This is a genomic window from uncultured Bacillus sp. (assembly GCF_958411575.1).
GTDB lineage: Bacteria > Bacillota > Bacilli > Bacillales > Bacillaceae > Bacillus > Bacillus spizizenii.
In genome coordinates this window covers 151,436-173,714 of sequence record NZ_CATYRA010000002.1, presented here as the reverse complement: position 1 = coordinate 173,714, position 22,279 = coordinate 151,436, and the positions used below count along the sequence as shown (strand labels likewise).

Sequence of the window (22,279 nt, the reverse complement as noted above, 5' to 3'; positions counted from 1 at the left end):
GTACTTTCCCCGTTCCATCCATTTTTCAACGGCTTCTTGAATCTCTTCGTCTTCTGTCAGCATTTGCAGCGTGCCCTTATCAATCCTGCCTCTAAATAAATCTTCCACACCGCTTTTGCCTGCTGCAAAGTCTTTTAACTTTTGCTGCAGATCCTCAATGGAACCGGAAATAATCCCGAGACGCTCTTCCATCGCATCCCGTCCGGCTTGCAGTGTATAAGCGATGCGGGTGAGATTTACGTCACGATATGTTTCCTTATCAAGCGCATCTGCCAGCTGCTGTGCATATTCTCTAAGCCGCGCTTCGTTTTTAGCTGATAAATTGAAGATACCCGGATGTTCAGGTGTGATGGACGGTATAATTTCATCGGCTGCTTCTGGAATATATTCCTCAATAATCACGTGGGCGTTTACGCCGCCGATCCCAAATGAACTGACACCTGCTCGGCGAGGCAGCTCTTCTCCCCGTTCATTTTTCAGCGCTTTCCATTCTTCTGTTTCCCGGACGATATAGAACGGACTGCCTTTCAGCTGAATGTACGGATTCACGGTTTCGCAGTGAAGACTTTTCACTAAGGTTTTGTGCTTAAGCTGCAATAATATTTTAATGATCCCTGCTGCACCGGCTGCCAGCGATAAGTGGCCGATGTTTGTCTTCACAGACCCCAATCCGCAATAAGGATTGGCTGATGGATCTCCTTCATTCACCCCCAGTGCTTTAAAAGCTGATTTCAATCCGTTAATTTCAACCGGGTCTCCAAGCTCCGTCCCGGTTCCGTGCGCTTCAATGTAGGTCACAGTTTTCGGATCGATTCCCGCTTTTTCATATGCCGACTGAATGACATCCGACTGCGCCTTCGGATTAGGCGTCGTTAAAGATGCTGCACGGCCGCCGTGATTGATTGCGCTGCCTTTTATGACTCCGTAAATGTGGTCTCCCGCTTCTTCAGCCGCTTTTAATTTTTTCAAGAACAGGATGCCGGCCCCTTCTCCATGGGCAAAACCATCGGCTTGATTCGAAAACGTCTTACATTTTCCTTCTTTACTCAGTGCCCCCGCTTTATCAAAGCTGATATACACCTCAGGTAGGATAATTGTATTCACGCCGCCGGCTAACGCCATGTCACAAGTGCCTTCCTCAATTGAAGAGATGGCGTGGTGGATAGCCACCAATGAGCTGGAGCATGCTGTATCAATCGGTTCGCTCGGCCCATGCAGATTCAAGATATAACTGACCCGGTTCGGACCGACTGAAGGGCTTGTATTGGCCGCCGCTGAGCCTTCTATTGCCGAGTTGGCTTTTGACAAAAGAGAGCTGTACCCTGTATTTCCCGTTCCGATGAAGACGCCTGTTTTTGTGCCAGACAGACGTTTCGCCGAATACCCTGCATCTTCGATCGCCTTCCAGGCGTAAGTCAACAGTAAGCGCTGCTGAGGTTCCATTTGTTCAGCTTCACGCGGGGAAATGCCGAAAAATAATGGATCAAAATCTGCAATTCCGTCAATAAAACCGCCCCATTTTACGTTCGTTTTATTGACTTCCTTCGCCGGATTACCTTCATATTCCCGCCAATCCCAGCGGTCTTTCGGAATTTCCGTCATGCAGTCTTTGCCCTCTTTTAAGATCTTCCAGTATGCCTCAACATCTTTCGCCATAGGGAAAATCCCGCTTATCCCTACAATGGCAATTGGCTCTCGCCCAACATCACTCTGTGCGGCGTTTTGCATTGTGACGTGCGGCTTTCGGCGTCTCTTAGCTTTGACATGTAAGGCTTGTTCCTGTTTGGCAGCAGGCTGAACCTGAACCTGAGCCGATGCTGCGCGCACAGCAAATGTCTTCGCAAACACCGATTGATATGCTTCTGACAAATGCTTGCCAAACGCATGAATCGTCGGGTAGTCAAAAAAGACGGTTGGCGTCAGCTCTAATTTATAGGCGCGATTGATATGGTTGGTGAATTCCGTCATTGAGATAGAATCAAGTCCATATACCGTCATCTCGGCATGATCATCAATCGTTTCAAGCTTAACCTTTAACAGCTTGGCGACCTCCCGCTTTAACATCGCCTTTACTTTATCCAGCAAACTGTCTGTATCGATGTTTTTTACTTGTTCAGTCATACGCTCTGTTTCCTTCTTTTCCATAGGTGCTGAGGCGCTTTTTGCCAGTATGTTTTGTTTTATCTTCTGCACATCGCCTTCGATCACCATTACTTGGTTTGCTTCGGAATGAAACGCTTGATATAATGCCTGAATTCCTTTTTTTGCTCTCATAGGAACAATCCCGGCCATTTGCACAAGTCTTTTCTCTGTTTCTTGATCGACCTTCATGCCGCCCTCGCTCCATAACGGCCAGTTTACAGAAAGCATCTTACCGTGCCTCTGGCTGAGGGCGGCAAGCCTATTTCGATAGCCTGCATACATATCCATAAATACATTGGCTGCCGCATAGTCAGACTGACCAATGCTTCCTAAACTTCCAGAAAGTGATGAAAAGAGAATAAAGAAGTCCAACGGCAAATCCTTAGTCGCTTCGTCTAGGTAAACAAGTCCTTTTACTTTAGGCGCCAGTACGTCGTGCAGGTCATCAGCTGATTTATTGACCATATAGCTGTCTTTGATGATTCCCGCGCTGTGAAGAATGCCGTCCAGTCGGCCATATGTTTTCTGGATTCCGTCAATGAGCTGGTAAACTTCAATCTTATCGGTAACATCTGTTTGCTGATAGGTGACCTCAGCCCCCTTGCCGTGAAGCTCTTTAAGCTTTTTCCTTCTACTTTCGCTAAGAGGCGAGCGGCCCGTCAGAATCACCGTCGCATTCTTCGTTTGTTCCGTGATTTCTTTTGCAAAAATAAGACCTAAGCCTCCGGTACCTCCTGTAATGAGATAAACGCCATCATCTTTCCAAGGCTTGCTGATGTCATGGTTTGCCGTTTTGATGTCACGCCAATCAGCAATGTATCGTGTACCGTTGTGATATTTGATATATGAATCGCTGCTCATTTGATTTTCTATCAGTTTGCCAGCAATGCTTTCTCCGCCTTCTTCACTGCTGACTTCAATCATTTGGCCGGTTAGTTTGGCATTTTCCTGCTCGGCCGTTTTCAACAGTCCAGTCAACCCTGAAAACAATTGCTGTTCTCCTTCTGCAAAGGTTACGATCTGAATAAGAATGTCGCCTTTCGGTTTCGTGCGAGTGATCTCTTGCACCTTCTTAAACACTTGTTCCGCATAAGAATGGAAACGCTCATCCACTGAAGAAGGCCTTGTTTCTAGGCTATATACATGGACATCCTCGATCGCAGCTTCAATCTGTTTTCTCGTCTCATTGTCATGTTCACATAGGAACACGAGATGCTCTGCATATTTTTTTGCAGCAGCGCCTTCAGCTGCCTGTTGTTCTTGCCAAACAGGCTGAAGCAATAAAGTTTCAGCGTTTATTTTTGATGGTTCGGTTTGTATATCAGCCGCCATCACTCTCGTCGAAAATCCTTTTATCCGCATGTAAATCGTGCCATGCTCATCGCATAGATCAATATCGACTTTCTGTATCAGGTCCCCTGGTTTATTTTTCGCGTTGAATTGAACATAAACCCACATGTCAGTGACGCATGGATGAAAGACCTCAAGCTCCTCCAGGGCAAACGGCAGTGCTGCCTTAAAATCTACACTGTCTGATAACTCCGCTCTAACGACGTTTTGCAAATATTCAGCCGCCTGTAACGCCCCATCCATTACACTTGGATGAAGAACATAATCGCCTGACGTATGCATCACAGATTCCGGCAGTGATAATTTGGCAAGCAGCTGTCCGTCGCCTTTATATACGGTCTCTACACTCTTGTAACCGGGACCGTAATCGGCTCCGATCATTCCTTCATAAAACAAGGCAGCGTCTACTCTGCTTTGATCACATCGGGTCTTGATCTCAGAAAGATCCAGCGCTTTTTCCTGCTTTACCTGCATCAATTCCGCTATACCCTGGTTATATACAACTAGTTCTGCATCATCAGATTCCGGCTCACCATACATCCGATAAAGAATGTGTCCGCCGTCTTCATCATAAAGTCCGATGTTGACGTGAACCGGCTCATCTCCTGCTACAACCGGACGAACCCACACGACGTTTTTCAGCCTGATTCCGGTTTCATGATCCTCCAATCCGCCAATTCCTTGTTCTATAGCGGCTCTTGCCATTTCAAGCGTGACCGCCGCCGGCAAAATCGCCATGCCTTTAATGATATGCTCGGCAATAAAATATTCTTGTCCCGTGAAGGTGGAGCTGAACCGCTGCTCTGACAGAATCGATGTATTATGGTGCACCAAAGGATGCAAATGCGATGGTTCAATTGTTGTGTTATCGCCGGTGCTGCTTTCAGGCCAGTACCGTTCTTCAGCAAAAGGGTATGTCGGCAAGCTGATGCGGCGCGGCGTCGTATTTTGGTAAAGCCTTCGCCATTCAACGTGAAAGCCTTTTGCCCACATGTCGGCAAGCTTTTTCAATTCTTCTTTTGATATCCGTGATGCAGCCAGTTCTTCCGCTTCAGCGTTTCCAAGCAACTGTTCAGCGGATATCATTCTCGTTTTTTTTCCTTGAATATAGCCTTCTGCGAGCGGCTTTCCATTCACAAAAGCATCCAGCTGCTGTTTCCATTCTTCCAGATCGTTCGCTATAAAAACGACCCTGCTGTCCATTGCTTCCCGGCCGACCTGGAAGGTGTATGCAAAATCTCTTAGAGAGATATGCGTTTGCTCGTTTTGACTGATATAGGTCAGCAGTTCCTTTACGTATACTTGGAGCCGTTCGCTATTCTTTGCTGATACAGGAATGATGTAGGGCTGATCGCCTTCGTTCCCTGCCCATGCAGAAAGGTTTTCATATTGCTCAAATACAGCATGGGCGTTAGTGCCGCCAAGCCCGAATGAACTCAGAGCCGCCCGATGGACACCTGCACGTTTCTCTAACGGCTTTCGTTCACGAACTACATAAAAAGGAGAGCTTTCAAAATTAATATTCGGATTCGGCTCCGTGCAGTTAATGGTCGGTGCAAGTTCATTATGGTATAAGCTCATCGCAACTTTAATGCATCCGGCTAACCCAGCAGCCGTATCTAAATGGCCGATATTCGTTTTCACTGAACCAATTCCGCAAAATTGTGTTTTGTCGGTGTATTGCTTGTACACTTTATTTAAAGCTGACAATTCAATAGGATCGCCTAATTTCGTTCCCGTTCCGTGCGCTTCAATATAACTGACCGTTTCAGGATGGACGTTGGTTTGATCCAATACATGCTGTATCACTTCTGTTTGGCCTTTTACACTTGGCGCATAGAAGCCGGCCTTATCTGCGCCATCATTATTGATACCTATTCCGCGCATAATGGCATAAATATGGTCTCCGTCTTTTACGGCATCCACAGCTTTTTTCAGCAGGATGACCGCTACACCTTCACCTCCGGCCATTCCGTCAGCCGAAGCATCAAACGCCTTAACATGTCCGTCACTTGAAAAATTCAACCCGTTTTGGTGCACGTATCCGATCGCTGATTGTGCGTGCAATGTTGCGCCTCCGACAAGCGCATATTGAGATTCACCCGATGTCAGGCTTTTGTATGCCTGATACAAGCCGACTAGTGATGAAGAGCAGTTAGAATGAACAAAGTAGCTTGGCCCTTTTAATCCGAGCTTATGCGAGATCATCGTCGGGATGGTTCCGCTTTGGGCTAAAACCCATGAGACATAGCCATCCGGTGATTCATGCCCTTCTGTTGCTTCCTTCGGCAATAACGTTCTGTATGCATTGTTGCTTGCAGACATATATACACTTGTGCCCGGAATCTCCTTTGTCACATATCCTGCATCCTCAATCGCTTTCCAGGAATGCAGCAATAAGAGGCGGAGCTGAGGGTCCATATACTCTGCATCTTTCGGAGAAATTTGAAAGAAACCAGGGTCGAATAAGTCTTTCCCCTCGATCGCAGATTGTACAGGCACATAGTCAGGATGTTGAATCAATTCTTCCGGAACTCCGTTTTCACGAAGCTCTTCTTCAGAGAAGAACTGAATACTTTCTTTGCCTTCTTTGATGTGATTCCAAAAATCATGATGATGTTTCGCACCCGGAAATTGGCAGGATATCCCGACAATCGCAACACTGTCGTCAAAATAAGGAGGGATCGTCTGCTGCTGGTATTTTCCGTCTCTTTTGAGATCATCATCGTCTTCATTTCGAGTCATGGCTTTTTCTGAGTTTTTCATCTCCAAAACGTATTGGCTTGCTGCACGGATGGTGGAATATTCGAACAGCTCGGTAACACTAAACTCACAATCCAATTCTTTTTTAATTCGTTCAGCAACAGCTACAGCCAGAAGTGAATCGCCGCCCGCATCGAAAAATCCGTCTTCCGGCCCAAATCCGCTGACCTTGAGCGTTTCCTCCCAAATGCGAAGCACCTGATCCTCTATGTCCGTTAACTGCAAGCGATTTGGTTTCTTTTTATTGAAAACGATCTCGCGTTTCTCCAGTTCTTTACGGTTCACTTTTCCGCTAGGCGATAACGGCAACTCATCTAAGCGGATAAAGTGTGAAGGTATCATATATTCCGGCAGACTGAATTTTAGATGACGGCGCATCTCTTTTGGGTCTGCAGGGGAATGTCCGCTTTCCTCTGTATAATAAGCAGCGAGCTGTTGATGGCCTTCGAGCTGCTTCACCACGACCGCCTGATCTAAAATGCCCGGATATTCACTTAGCTTTGTTTCTATTGCACCCAGTTCGACGCGAAAACCGCGTATTTTGACTTGGCTGTCAATCCGGCCTAAATATTCTATGTTGCCGTCAGGAAGCCATCTTGCTGAATCACCCGATTTATAAAGCTTTGTCCCTGGTTCAAATGGGTTGTCTATAAATTTTTCAGCCGTAAGACCCGGCTTATTATAGTATCCTCTTGCCAAACCGTCGCCTGCGATGCAAAGCTCACCAGGCTTTCCGATCGACACAGGTTTCAAATGCTGGTCCACAATATAAATTTTCATGTTGGAGACAGGCTTTCCAATCGGCGTATGGTGACTTGCAATATCTCCTTTTCCGCATCCGAAATACGCAGCGTAAATGGAGGCTTCAGTAGGTCCGTAAATATTTTCAACACGGCAGTTTTTAAAGATCGATACCGCCTTTTTCACTAATTCTTTAGGGAAAGCTTCACCGGCAACCATCATATACTTGAGCGGTCCATCCTCTGTTAGCTGCTTGTTGTCTTTCGCCGTTTCTAAAAAAACATGCAGCATAGCCGGCACAAAATTAATGTGGCTCACTTTGTATTTTTCAATATAATCCATGCACTTCTGCGGTGATTTCTCTCCATTAGGCGGAAGAATCACAAGGCGGCCGTTTCCGATAAACCATCCGAACAATTCCGAGATTGATACATCGAACACATAGTTCGTCTTCAGTAGATATGCATCCTCAGCAGTTACAGGATAGTGGGATTCAAGAAAATTCAGGGTATTCATTATGCTCCGATGTTCTACCATAACCCCTTTGGGCTGTCCGGTGCTTCCCGATGTGTAAATGATATAAGCGAGATGCTCCGGTTTTACTTCCCGCTTTAAACCGCTGCTTTGCTGATCTGTATAACCGTTTCGGCAAGCCAACTCGATATTGATTGCTTTTACATGGCTGTCAATTAATCCGCTGATCGTATGATGAACGTTAGGTTGGGTCAGGACAATGGATGCCTGGCTGTCTTTGAGCATGTACTCCAACCGTTCTTGCGGGAAGCTTGGATCTAACGGCACATACGCTCCGCCGGCTTTCAGTATTCCTAAAATCCCGATGATCATATCAAACGAACGCTCTGTACAAATTCCAACGGGGTGTTCAGGTCCAACCCCTTGATGTTGAAGGTAGATTGCCAAAGATGTGCTTTTTTCATCTACTTCTTTATATGTAAGAGACCTGTCTTCGAAAATCACAGCAACCGCATCCGGGGTTTGTTTCGCTTTTTCCTCAAACACTTCATGTATACACTTGTCACTTGGCGTGTTTGTGCTTGTCGCATTCCATTGTTCCAGTAAACTGCTTTGTTCTTGATGTAACTGCAAAGAGTAGGTTTCAAGCGGCAAAGACGGGTCCTCCATCATATGTTGCGCGAGCTTCATATAGTTCTCCATCATGCTTTCAATGAAGGACAATTCATATAGATCAGGGTTGTACAAAAGATGAAGCACTGTATCATTTTCTTGCTCATATATCTCGAGTGCCAGCTCAAATTCTCCCTCTTGCCGAATATCCTCAATATATTCAATGCCAAGCGTTTGATATGGTTCAAGCACTTTTTGCAAGCCTGTTGTTTGAAAGAAGTTTTGGTACAAAAAGGCTGTTTGAAAAACCGGCGAATGCGCGGCCGAGCGGTCTACATTCAGCTCTCTTACCAATGCTGGGAATGGATATGCCGCATGGTCCAGACCGTCAGCCATTGTCAGCTGCAGGTCCCGAATAAATGCTGTAAATGGCTGAGATCCGATATTCTTGCTCCGAACAGCCATCATGTTGATAAAGTAACCGATAAGGGTTTCAAAGCTATCTTCATGCCGACCCATTGTCGGAACGCCGACAATGATATCTTTTTGTTTTGTATAGTGATGCAGCAGGACCTTGTAAATGGAGAGAAATACAACCGATTCATTTACATGATTGGTGCGGGCAAACGATTTGATTTGATTTCTCAGGTGATGAGGGAGCAAGCTTTTATATGCTTGCCCCTTGAATTTTCGTGCAGAAGACCGCAAGCGGTCAGCTTGAAGATCAAGAACTGGCAGATTCCCAGACAGCTGTTCTTTCCAGTAAGCGAGATGCTCTTCCCCTTCTCTGCTATTCAGCATCCGGGTTTCCCAATCGACAAAATCGTAATAATCAGCTGTTAGCGGCTGCGGCACGGGCTCAATCCCATTCACTAATTCTTGATACGCCTTAAAAAGTTCCGATATCAATGTCAGCATCGACACACCGTCAAATATGATATGGTGAATCGTTATGAGCACAATGCATTCTTCTTTTGACCGATGAAAAAGATGTATGCGCAATAACGGACCAGCTTCCAAATGAAAAGGTTCTTTTGCTTTTTCTTTTAGTAAAGATAATACCTCTGCTGATTTGATCGCTGAAATATCCTCTTCCTCAAAATAAAGCACTTCTGATGATTGAACCGTTTGAAATGGAATGCCATTCTCCTCTTGAATCACACTGGTTAAAACAGGATATTGTCTCTGCACAAACAGAAGGGCTTTCTTGAACGTCTCTGCATGTATTCGTTTGCTGATGCGAAAGCATAAAGGAATATTATATGCACTCATATCAGGAGACATTTTCTGAAGCATCCACAGTCCTTTTTGCCCTTCTGAAAGCGGGCTTTTCAACTGCCGCTTCTTGCCTTGAAGGTGTTCTTCTACCTCAGAAATGGTTAATTCTCCTGATCTGAAGGCATCGAGAATTTCTTTATGATTCATACGATTTACTCCCTTCTATGATGTTTTGCACACTCTTAAAATCCAATTTTCCTTGCGCCACCTCTTGCATCAATCCGATGATTTGCTCGTCTGTATACGTGCTCTTTATTTGATGTGCTGCCGCGCTTTGATTGTGTCTTTCTGCTTGCAATGCCAAATGAGCGGATAGAGTTTGGACTGTCTGATATTCAAGGATTTCCCGGCCGGTCATCTTCATCTGCGTGGTTTTTTCGATATGACGCATCAATTTTCGGCCAAGAATTGAATCCATCCCATAATCCAGAAAGTTTCTTTTGAAATTGATGCGATCCTCAGATATGCCCAACTCTCGAGCTAAAAATTGAACAATGATCTTATGCATGTGTGTTTCCCCGTAAGGCTCGGCAACCTCTTTTTTCATGTCTTGTGCATGCGGGTTAGCGGCCTCTGATTGATGTTTTCCTGACGACGCCCAATACCGCTCCCTTGCAAACGGATAGCCAGGTAAAGGAATCATCCGAACGTCATCACCTTCGTGAAGGAGTTCCCAAAGAATCTGATATCCTTTCACCCAACATTCCGCGATGTTTTCCAAATTTCTTTCTCTTGCGAGAACTTGCAAGACTGCATCATCCTCTTCTATCATCCCTTCCGTATGTCCTGTGTAAAGAGATCCCTGTTGGCCTGATACCCCACCATTCTTCATTGCTTCCGCATATTCCTTCAATTTTCGCACCAATTGCTCCTGATTGTTCACAACAACTGCGAGCCTTGCTTCCATGGCTTTTCTCCCCGCCTGAAGTGTATATGCAACATCAGGTAAAGAAAGGTTTTGATTCTGCTCAAGATACGCAATCATGCGGCTGACAGCATCCTGAAGCCGATCGTCATTTTGGGCTGAAAGCACGATGACCTGCGGGCATTCAGCTGACTCTTTATGCCGGTGTGTGATCGGCTGCTCATCCGGGATATATTCTTCAATGACTGCATGCGCATTGGTGCCGCTGATTCCTGTCGTGCTGATTGTTCCCATCCTCGGCTTCTGATTTTTCCTGATCCATGGACGGTTCTCTTTGCATAGCACAAACGGGCTTTCTTTAAACTGAATATACGGGTTATCCGATTCACAATGATGAGTAGCCGGAATGGTCTTGTTTTTCATTGCCATCAGCATACTGATTAAAGCAACCACCCCTGACGCTGCAAATGTGTGTCCGATTAAAGGTTTAATTGAGCTGATCATACAGAATTGCTTCTGCTTCGTATATGTGCTGAACACGCTTGTTAACGCTTGGACCTCAAGCGGATCTCCAAGATTTGAGCCGGTACTGTGCGCCATCACATATTGAATATCGAGCGGATTGATTTCATTTTTTTCATAAATGCTTTCGATCAATTCTGCCTGGCTAAAAGGATTTGGTGCAGTAATGCCATTGGTTTTGCCATCGTAATTCACACCGCTGGCCTTTATGCAGCCATAAATGTAATCTTTATCTTCAATGGCCTTTGATAATGGTTTCAGGAGAACAGCAGCCACCGCTTCACCTGGCACCAAACCATTGGCATCCTGGTCAAACACTTTGCATTGCCCATTTGGAGAAAGCATCTCGGCTCTTGTCAGCACTTCAAAAGACATTTGAGAAATATTCAGGCTGACGCCGCCGGCTAAAGCCATTTCACAATCTCCCTGTCGCAGGGCTGAACATGCCTGATGAATCGCCACAAGTCCAGATGAACATGCCGCTGTCAACGCCATATTAGGCCCTTTTAAATCTAATGCGTATGCGATTCGCGCAGATAATGTGGCGTTTTGCGTTCCGTTAATGTAATCCGTATCTCCAGTTAAATGCGCATATTCCCCTTCTTCCACACCTACGTAAACACCGCAGGATTTTCCTTTTATCCAATGTCCCATATAGCCAGCGTCTTCAAACGTGTGCCATGCTTCCTCTAGAAAAATTCGCTGGCGCGGGTCCATGTTTTCGGCTTCTTTAGGCGATATTTGAAAAAACAGTGGATCAAATCGGTCTATGTTCTTCAAAAATGCGCCCCATCTTGGGACTGCTTTTTCTGGATCTCCGTCAGCACCACCCCAGTCGCGGCGTTCTTTCGGGATGTCAGAGATACAATGTTTGCCGTTTTTCAGATTGTCCCATAGCTCATGGACCGAATCAGCTTGAGGAAACCTGCCACTCATGCCAATAATGGCGATAGGCTCGGCGTGAGATTGCCGGTCGCTTATATTATTGTTTTCTGGTACGAGAGCTGCAGGAATTTCCATATCAGCTTCAGGGGGCTTTTGTGCCTCAGACGCATCATCCCGGTAAAATGCTTCGATCAGCTCTTTGTGATCCGTTAAGAAGAAGCCGATCAATTCTTGTAAAGTCGAATAGCCAAAAAATAAAGCCGGTGTCACTTCGATGTTGAAATGCTTTGATAGCACATTCGAGAATTTTGCCAAATAGATCGAATCAAATCCGAAGTCGGCCCAATTTTTGTTCAAATTCAGCTTGTCCTTTGAGATTTTAAGCAATGCGTGAATATGCTCTTTCAGATCGTGTTCTAAACGCTTTTCAACGCTTAGCGTTTTGATCTCTTCCCTTTTTTCTTGTGCTGCAGGGGTTTGAATGGCCGGCTCCGGTATAGCTGGTTCAGTCATTCCTAAAAAGCGGCTGACCCGGCTGGACTGGCCGGCAATCACGAGATGCTGAGCATCCTGCTGAGACAGGATGTGTTCAAATAGACGGATGCCTTCATCGGCTTCTAAGAAACGCTGGCCGCTTGATTTCAGGTACATATCGGTTGTTTCTTCATTACCGATCTTCATTCCGCCATCCTTCCATACAGGCCAGTTGATGACATACGTTTTGCCGCTATGAAGCTCATTTCTGTATTGTGCATAAGCCATTTGGAACCGATTCCCGATCGCATAATCACAACAGCCAAAATCCCCCAATATCGCAGAAGACGAAGAAAAATAACAAATAAAATCAAGGGCTTCATTTTTAAGCCATTCATCAAGCGCTATCGTACCGTTGATTTTCGGTTCAATGATGCGCTGGAAGCTTTCGATCTCTTTGTCAATAATAGTAGAATCGCTTTCGATTCCGGCTGCATGAATAACACCATTGATGGTACCAAATCGATCTTTCCCTCTTTTTACGCAGTCTCCCATCGCGATAGGATCTGAAACATCTGCTTCTGCATACATGGCTTCGCCGCCTAGATCCTTTAATTCTTTTATTTTCTTCTGCTTTTCGTCATTGAAAGGCGACCGCCCTGTCAAAATCAGGTTTGCGGCATAGTGTTTAGCCAAATGCTTGGCGAATAAATAACCGAGCCCTCCTAAACCGCCTGTCACCAGGTAAGTACCGCCGGACTTCAATTTACTGTTGTTCGGTTGTATCGTTGTCTGTTCAATGTGGCATACACATCGTTTCCCATTCTGATACAAAACGGTTTGTTCAGTTGAAGCCTGTAATTCCGTCCAGATTTTACGCGCCCAATCATCCATTGATGCTTGATCTGCCGGCTGAAAGATCCCAGTCACCTTTGTGTGTGGAAGGACAAGCCCGAGTGAACGTTCGAAGCCAATCCATGATTCCAGATAGCTCCGGTCAAGCCCATTTTCAAAACGTCCTGCCAGCAGCAACCGTGAAGGATGAAGCTTTGCTGCGGTCATACCTTGTAATAGATAGACAATACTGGAATGGTCCTTTATACGGCTCGCATCTTCCGCAGGCCACATATAGAGGATTGCATCTGGCTCTCCATGTTCCTCCTGAATGCTCTGGAAGGCTTTTTCAAATGTAGCGGGTTGTTCCCGCACAATCTGATAGCTGTTTTGAGAATGTTTGCTGTACACCTCACCCTGCGAAATAAAAATGACCTTGGTGTCTTGATCAACATTTTTCACAGATGACACGAATGCGTTTTGGTTTTCTCTATCCGTCAGAAAACAGATGAGCGTTTTGAAACGTTTCGATGTGAGAGTTGCCGGCTCTTCTTTCCACACTTCTCGAAAAGTCATAACCTCAAAATGTTCTTCCGTTTGCTGTTCATGATGCTGTTCTATAGGCGCCGGAGCCTTTGCCGGGCTTGGTGCCCAGTAACGTTCTTTTGCAAATGGATATGTCGGAAGACTGATCCGGACAGGCGTTTGGGTTCCATACAGCTTACCCCAGTCAAAAGACAAGCCTTTCACCCAAAGATCCAGCAGTTTCGTGTATTTCCCTTTGCTCATCCATGCCTCTATGATTTTTTCGGTATCTTCATCAGCCGATAAAACGGCTAATGCTTTTTTGTTATCATCGATGCGATCCAGGTACAGGCTGTCTCCTTTGTTTTCGATAAAAGCGTTGAGCTTTCTCTCAAGGTCCTCTAATGATTCCGCTATAAAGCCCAGCCGTTCCTCCATTGCTTCACGGCCCGTTTGCAAGGTATAGGCGATCCTGATCAAATCTATTTCGCTGTACCTTCTTTCTTGAATGGCTGTGAGCAGCTGTTCCGCTTTTCCTTGGAGCCGTTCCCTGTTTTTCGCTGACAGCACAATCAACGCAGGAGGATGAGCTTCAGGAGTCTGCGCTTCTGTTCTCGGAATATATTCTTCCAGAATCATATGTGCATTGGACCCACCGGCGCCAAAACTGCTCAATCCAGCACGTCTCGGCACCTCCTGCCCGTCAATCACCGGGCGTTTCCATTCACCAAGATACTGCTGAACGACAAACGGAGTATGGCTAAATTCAATGTTTGGATTCAATTGCTTGGAATGTAAAGATGGCGCAATTTGGCCATATTTAAACTGAAAAAGTATTTTTGTCAGCCCGGCAATGCCGGCTGCACTTTCACAATGACCGATATTTGATTTGCTGGAGCCAATCGCGCAAAACTGTTTCTCTTGCGTATCTTCCTCAAATGCTTTTGTTAATCCCGCTATCTCAATCGGATCTCCTAATGCGGTGCCTGTTCCATGCGCCTCCAGATAACTGATGGTTCGAGCAGGAATGTTGGCGCGCTCAATCGCTTCTTTAATCAGCTGTGCCTGTGCATGAGGATTGGGAACCGTATATCCATTTGTTTTTCCCCCGCTGTTAATCGCACTGGCTTTTATCACTCCGTAAATATGGTCTCCGTCTGCTATTGCTTGCTGCAACGGCTTTAACACAATGGCTCCTACGCCTTCACCGTCGACAAATCCATCTGCGTCATCGCCGAATGATTTACATGTATCACTTGCAGAGAGCATATTCATGACAGATAAATTCTGATAGTGAACCGGGTCAACAACTAAATTGACACCCCCGGCAATGGCGCAATCACTTGATCCGCTATAAATGCTTTCCAGCGCTAAATGAACCGCTGTCAGAGAAGATGAGCAGGCGGTATCGACGGCAAGGCTCGGACCTTGGAAATTCAGCAAATAGGATATTCTGTTGGCGATAGACCAATAGCCGTAGCCGGTCGGATAATTTTTGTTCATGACTCCGGCAAAGACGCCGATTTTTCTGCTTGTACAGAGCGTGTCAGGCGTGTATCCCGCATCTTCAATACTTGCATAAGCGGTTTGCAGAAATAATCGCTCCTGAGGGTCCATTCTTTCTGCTTCGAGCGGAGAAATCTGAAAGAATAATGGATCAAACTTGTCCATATCCTTGATAAATCCGCCCCATTTCGTATAAATTGACCCTTCTTTTCCTTTTTCTATATCGTAATAGGCTCTCCAATCCCAGCGTTCTTTCGGAATTTCCTCAATACAGTTTCTGCCTTCTTTTAGGTTATTCCAAAAGTCTTCTGCTGTCTCCGCCTGAGGATAACGTCCGGAAACACCGATAATAGCAACGTCACGGCTAGCAAGAGTGTATGTTGGCGTTTCTTTCTCCCTGCTGATGCCAAGCTTGCGATAGCGACGGGATTTATTAACGGCCTGACCAGATTTCTGAGAAGATTCATTCTTGCTTGTGATCGGTGTCTGTTGTTGAACTTGACGGTCAAGGCCTGTCAGTTTCATCAGTGCTTCTGTTTTTGTTTTGATTAAATGCTCCACTAATGCATCAATGGTCTGGTACTCAAAAAATAAAGTGCTGCTTACATGGTCTAATTCTTTACGCAATGTATTCGTCAGCTGGACAACGACGATAGAATCGATACCGTACTTTTCAAGTGGTTCAGATGACTCAATCTTGCTGACAGGAAATTTCAATGTTTCTCCGATTAGTTTTTTCATATATTCTGTGCTTTTTTCTCTGAGGAGAACATGTTTTGATTGTCCAGCTCTCTTCGAATCTATGGTTTGTATATAGGCTGGCTCTTTATTAGACGCCAGAGTCACATCCTTCTCTGGCAGGATCACATTTTTCATCATTATACGGCGAACCAGTCCGTTGCTTGAGGCTGCGACAATCTGGTGACTGAGATCATGGACAGCTTCGGCCGGGAAAAAGATAGATTCAAAGCCTTCGCTTTCTAGTGCCGCTTTCCAGCTGTTAGGGTATAAGCCGGGGCAGCCAGGAATCCGCACTGCAGGATCTTCGTACAGCCACCAGCCTTCCAAGAGACCAAAGGTGATGTGGGGGAACAGGCTGTTTCCCGCCATTTCATTCAGCAACAGCATTCCGTTATTTTTCATCACTGCTTTTGTATGCCGCAGGGTTTGGCGGATATTTTTTGTCGCGTGAAGGACGTTAGCGGCAATGACGACATCATAGCCGCCAGCCTCGATTTCCTGCTGGTCAATCGGTTTTTCTACGTCAAAAAGCTGATACGTCAGGTACGGGTTTTCCGCCCCATATTCCTTTTCTGCATGCAGCAAAAATGCTTTCGACAGATCTGTATAACAGTATTCTTTGATATGGTTTTGATAGGCTTGCAGTTTTTGAAAGATTCCGGCACTCGTGCCGCCTGTGCCTGCGCCTATTTCCATAATGCGAATCGATGCCTCAGGATCGTGCTTCAGACGTTCATCCACGTAAGCTATTAACGTATCGGCAAGCACTTTATTAAAATAGTCTGCCACTTGGTTATGCTTATAAATCCCTTCCACCAATTCCATTGAGGAATGCGGGAACATGATATCTGTGGCAGGGACTTCCCCTGTCAAAATATCCGGTAATGCTTTCAGCATGGTCTCTGCTAATACAACCATCGCCTTTGTATTGCTGTCATCGAGCCACTTTTCTTTTTTCGCATTCCATTCTTGCCAAAGCAGCCCGATATCCTCTGCTTGATCCTTCCTCACCAATGAATCTCCATCTTTCTTAAGATATCCATGCTGCAGAAGGAATTCACTGCTTTGCTGAAGCCATTTTTCATAAAATTCACGAGTCTTATATTGTTGAAGGCGTTCAACTGATAATCTATGACCCTCAAACAGCCCGGCCGTTTGCAGCTGGCCTAATAAAAGCCTGTAAAGAAGATCGTCCAGCTCTTCATGTGTGACTCTTTGTAATTGTCCTGTTTTCGGCAGGCGCTCCTTCAGGCTTTCAGCGTCAACTGAAGGGCGCTCGGGATAAAGGGTGATGAATTCATTCTGATTCACGCCTTCGACTGCGACAGATTTTGTCGTATGAATGAAAGCCGTTTGGCTGACTGGGCCAGAAAGCAGTGCTTCCAGCGCCTTCATGCCTTCCGCAGGCTCAATTAAGCCTAAGCCAATTTGATTCATGAGCTGTACATACTGTTCATCCTCAGCCGCTTCACTGTTCCCCCAATATCCCCAGTTCATGACTTTTACAGGACAAGCCCAGCTTTGGGAAAGACGGTGAGCAAAAGCATCTGCAAATGCGCAGCCAGAGGCATAATGGCTTTGCTTCACGTTTTTGATATGGGCTACAAGCGAAGAGAAAAATAAAACAAAATCTAAATTCTCCTGACGGAACACCTGGGCCACTCGAACACTGACATCCATCTTCGCCGCCAGTCCGCCTCTAAATTCTTCCAGTGCCATATTTTCCAGGCTTTGCTCAGATAAAACCATTGCAGAGTGAACGATCCCGTGAATGTGAGGATAACGCTTTTTCACTTGATCATAAGCCTGCTGCAATGAATGCATATCCGCTGCATCGGCAGCAATATAGTAAGGCTCAGGGCCAAGAGCGGAAAGACGGTCTACTTTTGCCTTGATGGCATCATTGATTTGACTGCGTCCAATCCAGACGATTTGCGCCTGATAGCGGCGGATCATGTACTCACTCCATGCCGCCCCGATGTACCCGGCGCCTCCGATGACCACATAGACTCCGCCTTTTCGATATAGCGTGTCATTTGACGGTAAGTGCCGATATGGGATCAATTGCTGCTGATGCCATTGCTGATTCCGATAGGCCCAAGCGTGGCCGAGACGATCAGCAGGAAGGGTAAACATTTGTTTTACCGGCCATGTACAGCCTTCTTCAAGGTCAAGAAGGCGGATGTTCCAATGCGGATATTCCTTAGCGATTGTGCCCGCGAGTCCGTGAATGCTTGCATGAGCTGGCTGTACAGTTTCATGTTGCGTAACCGGCTGCGCCTGGACGGTCACAAGAGACCATTCTAGCTGTTTCTCACCATAACCTAATTGAAGACATGCCTTCACAATCTTAAATGCCTGAAGAACAGCCTCTTCTTGTCCCTCACTAAGCATATTCTCCGAGTATGGCGGAGCAATCCACAATACATGGTCAATGCTGCCGTACGCTTGCAGTTTGTCTGCTATTGTATCAATGTCATCTGCAGGCCGAATATCGATAAAGGAAACCTGAGAATGATGATAATGCTTTATTAACGCCCGTTCACCTTCAGTACCGCCGCATAAAACAGCACGCGTACCGATAAACGGAGCATTGTCCTCCTGATCTGGAGAAACCGGTTCCCAGGCAGGGATCATCATCGTATGCCCTCTCAGCGGGGAATCAGCTGCTGTTTGAGACTTGGTCTGTTCTCCATCAAGTGCTCGCATCGAAGCACCCTTCATTCGAACACAAACGTTCCCGTTCTCATCGCATAAATCAATATCATATTTTCTGACTTTGTCCTCCGCTTTGCTGTCTGAACTGTATCGAATATAAGACCATATCTCCTCTGGACACGAGCTGAAAATGTCAAGCTCTTGCAATGCAAACGGGAGAGAAAGCTGATGAGCTTGTCTGTCAGCATTGACTGAACTAACGATAAAACCGACTGTGGAGTGGAAGGCGGAATCCATCAAACTCGGGTGAAGCGTAAATTGATGCCTGCCGTCTTTTAGAGAATTGGGCAACGAGATTTTGGCAAGCAATTGATCTTGTCCGACAAGCACTTTTTCAATCCCTTGATAGCCCTCGCCATAGTCAAGCCCAATCTTTCGAAACGCCGTATAGCATTGTTCTGACGTTACTGTGTCCAGACTGCATTCTGTCTGGATTGATGCTAGGTCTAAAACTGGAGTGTCCACTTCAGCTGAAATGACTGCACGACCTTGACTGTGTACCATTGGGGTTTCTTCTTTCGTTTCAGAGCTGCTGTAAATGTCAAAGGAAATGTCCCCGTTATCTTCAGGATAAAGGCCAATATGTATTTCTTTTGGTTCACTTCCTATCGTGATCGGACGAATCCAGACGATGTCTTTAAGCGACACAACTCTTTGTTCATCTTCCAGATCGCCCGCAGCTTTTTCCGCTGCTTCTCTCGCTATTTCTAAAAAAGCAACACCCGGCAAGATTTTCTGTCCCTGCACAATATGATCAGATAGGAAAAATTCCTTGCCTGTAAAAACAGAGCTAAAGCGCTGCTCAGTAAAGTCTGACGTATTGCGGTGCACCAGCGGATGTAAAGTATGATTTACAGTGCTCGTTTTTGTTTCAAGAGCAGGTAGCCAGTAGTGCTCCTTAGCAAACGGATAGGTCGGCACACTGATTTTAAGCGGCTTGCGATCGCCGTATAGGCCGTCCCAGATGACCCGCTTACCTTGAACCCAAGATTCCGCCATTTTCTTCAATTCGCTGTTTGTTGATGTTGGTTCTGCTGCCTCCTGATCCTCCATGGCTTGCCCAGTCCAGCAACCATCGATCTCTTTGTCACCATTTGTAAACACTCGAAGTTTAGCAGTTAAATCCTTTATGTCCTTCACGATGAAGGCTGCCCGCTCCTCCATTTCCACCCGGCCTGTCTGTAATGTATAAGCTAACGCTACAAGATTGACGTCCTCGCTCAGAAAATCAAGGAGTTTAACAGCATAAGCCTGCAGACGGTCTTTGTTTCTTGCGGACAATGGAATCATTACTTCTTCATTTTTCGCTAAAACCGGCTCTGAAAAGCTATCTGCCGGAATATATTCCTCCAAAATAAGATGCGCATTGGACCCCGAGGCCCCAAACGAACTTAAACCGGCGCGGCGGGGATATGTGACGTCCATCCCGTTTTCTGTCATTGAAGGCTGCTCCCATTTTTTCGTTTCATGCTGGACAAAAAACGGGGTTTGATCGAGCTGCAAATATGGATTCAGTTCTTCTGAGTGTAATGACGGTACCAATGTTTTATGATGCAGCTGCAGGACAGTCTTTGTTAAGCCGCTGATGCCGGCTGCAGATTCGGCATGGCCAATATTTGATTTCACAGAACCGATTGAGCAGAATTGCTTGTCTTGTGTATTTTTGCTGAAAGCCTTCACCAATCCTTGTATTTCAATCGGATCCCCTAATGAGGTTCCAGTGCCATGGGCTTCAACATAGCTGATGGTGCGTGGATCAATTCCCGTTTTCTCTAAGCACGCTTCGATAACATCAGCTTGAGCGACCGGGCTGGGAACTGTAATTCCGCTTACTTTTCCTACGTGATTAATGGCACTGCCTTTGATGACAGCATAAATCCGGTCGCCGTCCTGTTCAGCTTTTCGGAGAGGCTTTAACAATACAGTCCCAACACCTTCTCCAGATACGTAGCCGTCCCCGCCTTTGCCGAATGTATGGCAATAGCCGTCACTCGAATGCATCCCCACACTGCCGTAGCTGATATATTTGGCCGGATGCAGGGATAAATTGACGCCTCCGGCAAGCGCGGCTTCGCATTCTCCATTCCGGATGCTCTCTATAGCAAGATGAACCGCAGTTAATGAGGAAGAGCAGACCGTGTCCACCGCCATGCTTGGGCCGTGAAAATTACAATAGTAAGAGACCCTGTTGGCAATTTGCGCATAATTCAGCGATAAAGGAAATGGATTGTGCTCTGATAGAGCCTCCGCTCCTATAAGGGAGTAGTCCTTATGCATAACACCGGCAAATACGCCGACATGCTGCCTTTTATTTTCTCCCTGCTGTGAAGCAATTGTTTCTGGTGTATACCCCGCATCTTCAATAGCTTCCCAGCACGTCTCTAAAAATAAGCGCTCCTGAGGATCCATGGTTTCCGCTTCACGGGGTGAGATCCTGAAAAATTGAGGATCAAAGCAATCAGCATCCTCGATAAACCCGCCCCATTTCGAGAATGGCTTGCCTGAAGGTGAATCCAGCCCATTGTTTTCCTTCCATTCCCACCGCGAGTTGGGGATCTCTGTGATGCAGTCGGTACCTGCCTTAAGATGTTCCCAAAATTCCTGTATGTTTTTTGCCCTAGGATAACGGCCTGCCATTCCGATAATCGCAATATCCTCCCCGATTTCTGGTGAAGAGATAGCGGCGGCTGAAGAATCCTGCATTGGTACAGGAGACTGGCGGACTGTATCGTCCGCCTCTCCAATTGAATAGTCATCAGCAAGATGCGCAGCTAGTTCTGCAATCGTTGTATATTCAAACAGCAGCGTTGGGGAGAGGTCCGCTCCAATCTTAGCCCCTATCTCCTGAACCACATTAAGCAAGGATGGTGAATCCAGCCCAAGCTCATAGTATCCGGCATGGATATCCATTTGTTCTGACGGCCTTTCAAGCTGTTCAGCAAGCAATTGACGCAAATACGTTTCCATTGCGGTATAGTCCCGACCTGGATTCCGAGAGACAGCTTGTCTTTCTTCTTGAATTTCTTTTGCAGAATGAAAGACTGCCGCATCCCGTACAGACTTGCCTGCAAACTGTTTCAGCTCGGCCACTTTTTGTCCTGATGAATTGAAATATTCAATCGTCATATATGTGAGTTCTTTCTTCTGGCGCACAGATGAAGAGAGGATACGGGCTGTACATCCTTTTTGCAATGGTTCCGAAGCGGAAAACGATTCATAACACAATGGCAGATACATCGTTTGATCTGATAGCAGGCAGCTTGAACCTATGCCGCTGCCGTCAATGAGAGTCGGATGAAACAGAAACGCTTCAGAATGAAGCAGCGCTTCCTGTCCGACTGATAAATCAATCAAAGCACCCTCTTTGGTTTTAAAAATCTGCCCTTCCGCCTTCATCATGCCGGTATGCACTAATTGTTGAGAGCGGCATTGTTCATATATTTCATCCAAATTCAGACTCCTGTCAGCTGTACGTTTCCACTGATTCAGGTCTATTGATTCGGCAAGAGCAGTTCGCTCTTTACGATGCATGTCAGCAGTCACATACTGTCTTTTGTCCGATAGCGACTCACCGCGCTGTTTTTGTCCGTCGATGATAATGGACCATTTCCCTTTCTTGTTTTCAGACACGTGAATGGTCAGAGCAATATCATACGATTTGTCTGCGATCATAGGGTAAAAAATGGTCAGGTTTTTCAATTCAAGCTCTTGATATGCATAACCATGTTCTTGGAATACTTGGTAGATTAAATCTATATAAGCAAGGCCGGGTAATAACGCTTGTCCATATACTTTGTGGTTGGACATAATAGGATTATTTATTGAAATGATCAGTTGTTCAGTTATCAT

Annotated in this window: 2 protein-coding genes (1 of these 2 only partly in view); both read right to left on the bottom strand. The window is 45.9% G+C overall.

Annotated features, from left to right (window positions below; all coding sequences use genetic code 11):
* On the bottom strand, positions 1-9,507 hold the 5' portion of the coding sequence (locus Q5C82_RS04445) for a non-ribosomal peptide synthetase (protein ID WP_003221063.1). 7,038 nt of this gene lie to the left of the window's left edge; 9,507 of the gene's 16,545 nt are visible here — the first part of the coding sequence; the start codon lies at positions 9,505-9,507; its stop codon lies off the left edge, out of view.
* Positions 9,497-22,279, bottom strand: coding sequence for an SDR family NAD(P)-dependent oxidoreductase (locus Q5C82_RS04440; RefSeq protein WP_003221061.1), 12,783 nt, complete (start codon positions 22,277-22,279; stop codon positions 9,497-9,499). Before Q5C82_RS04440 ends, Q5C82_RS04445 begins: the two co-directional genes overlap by 11 nt.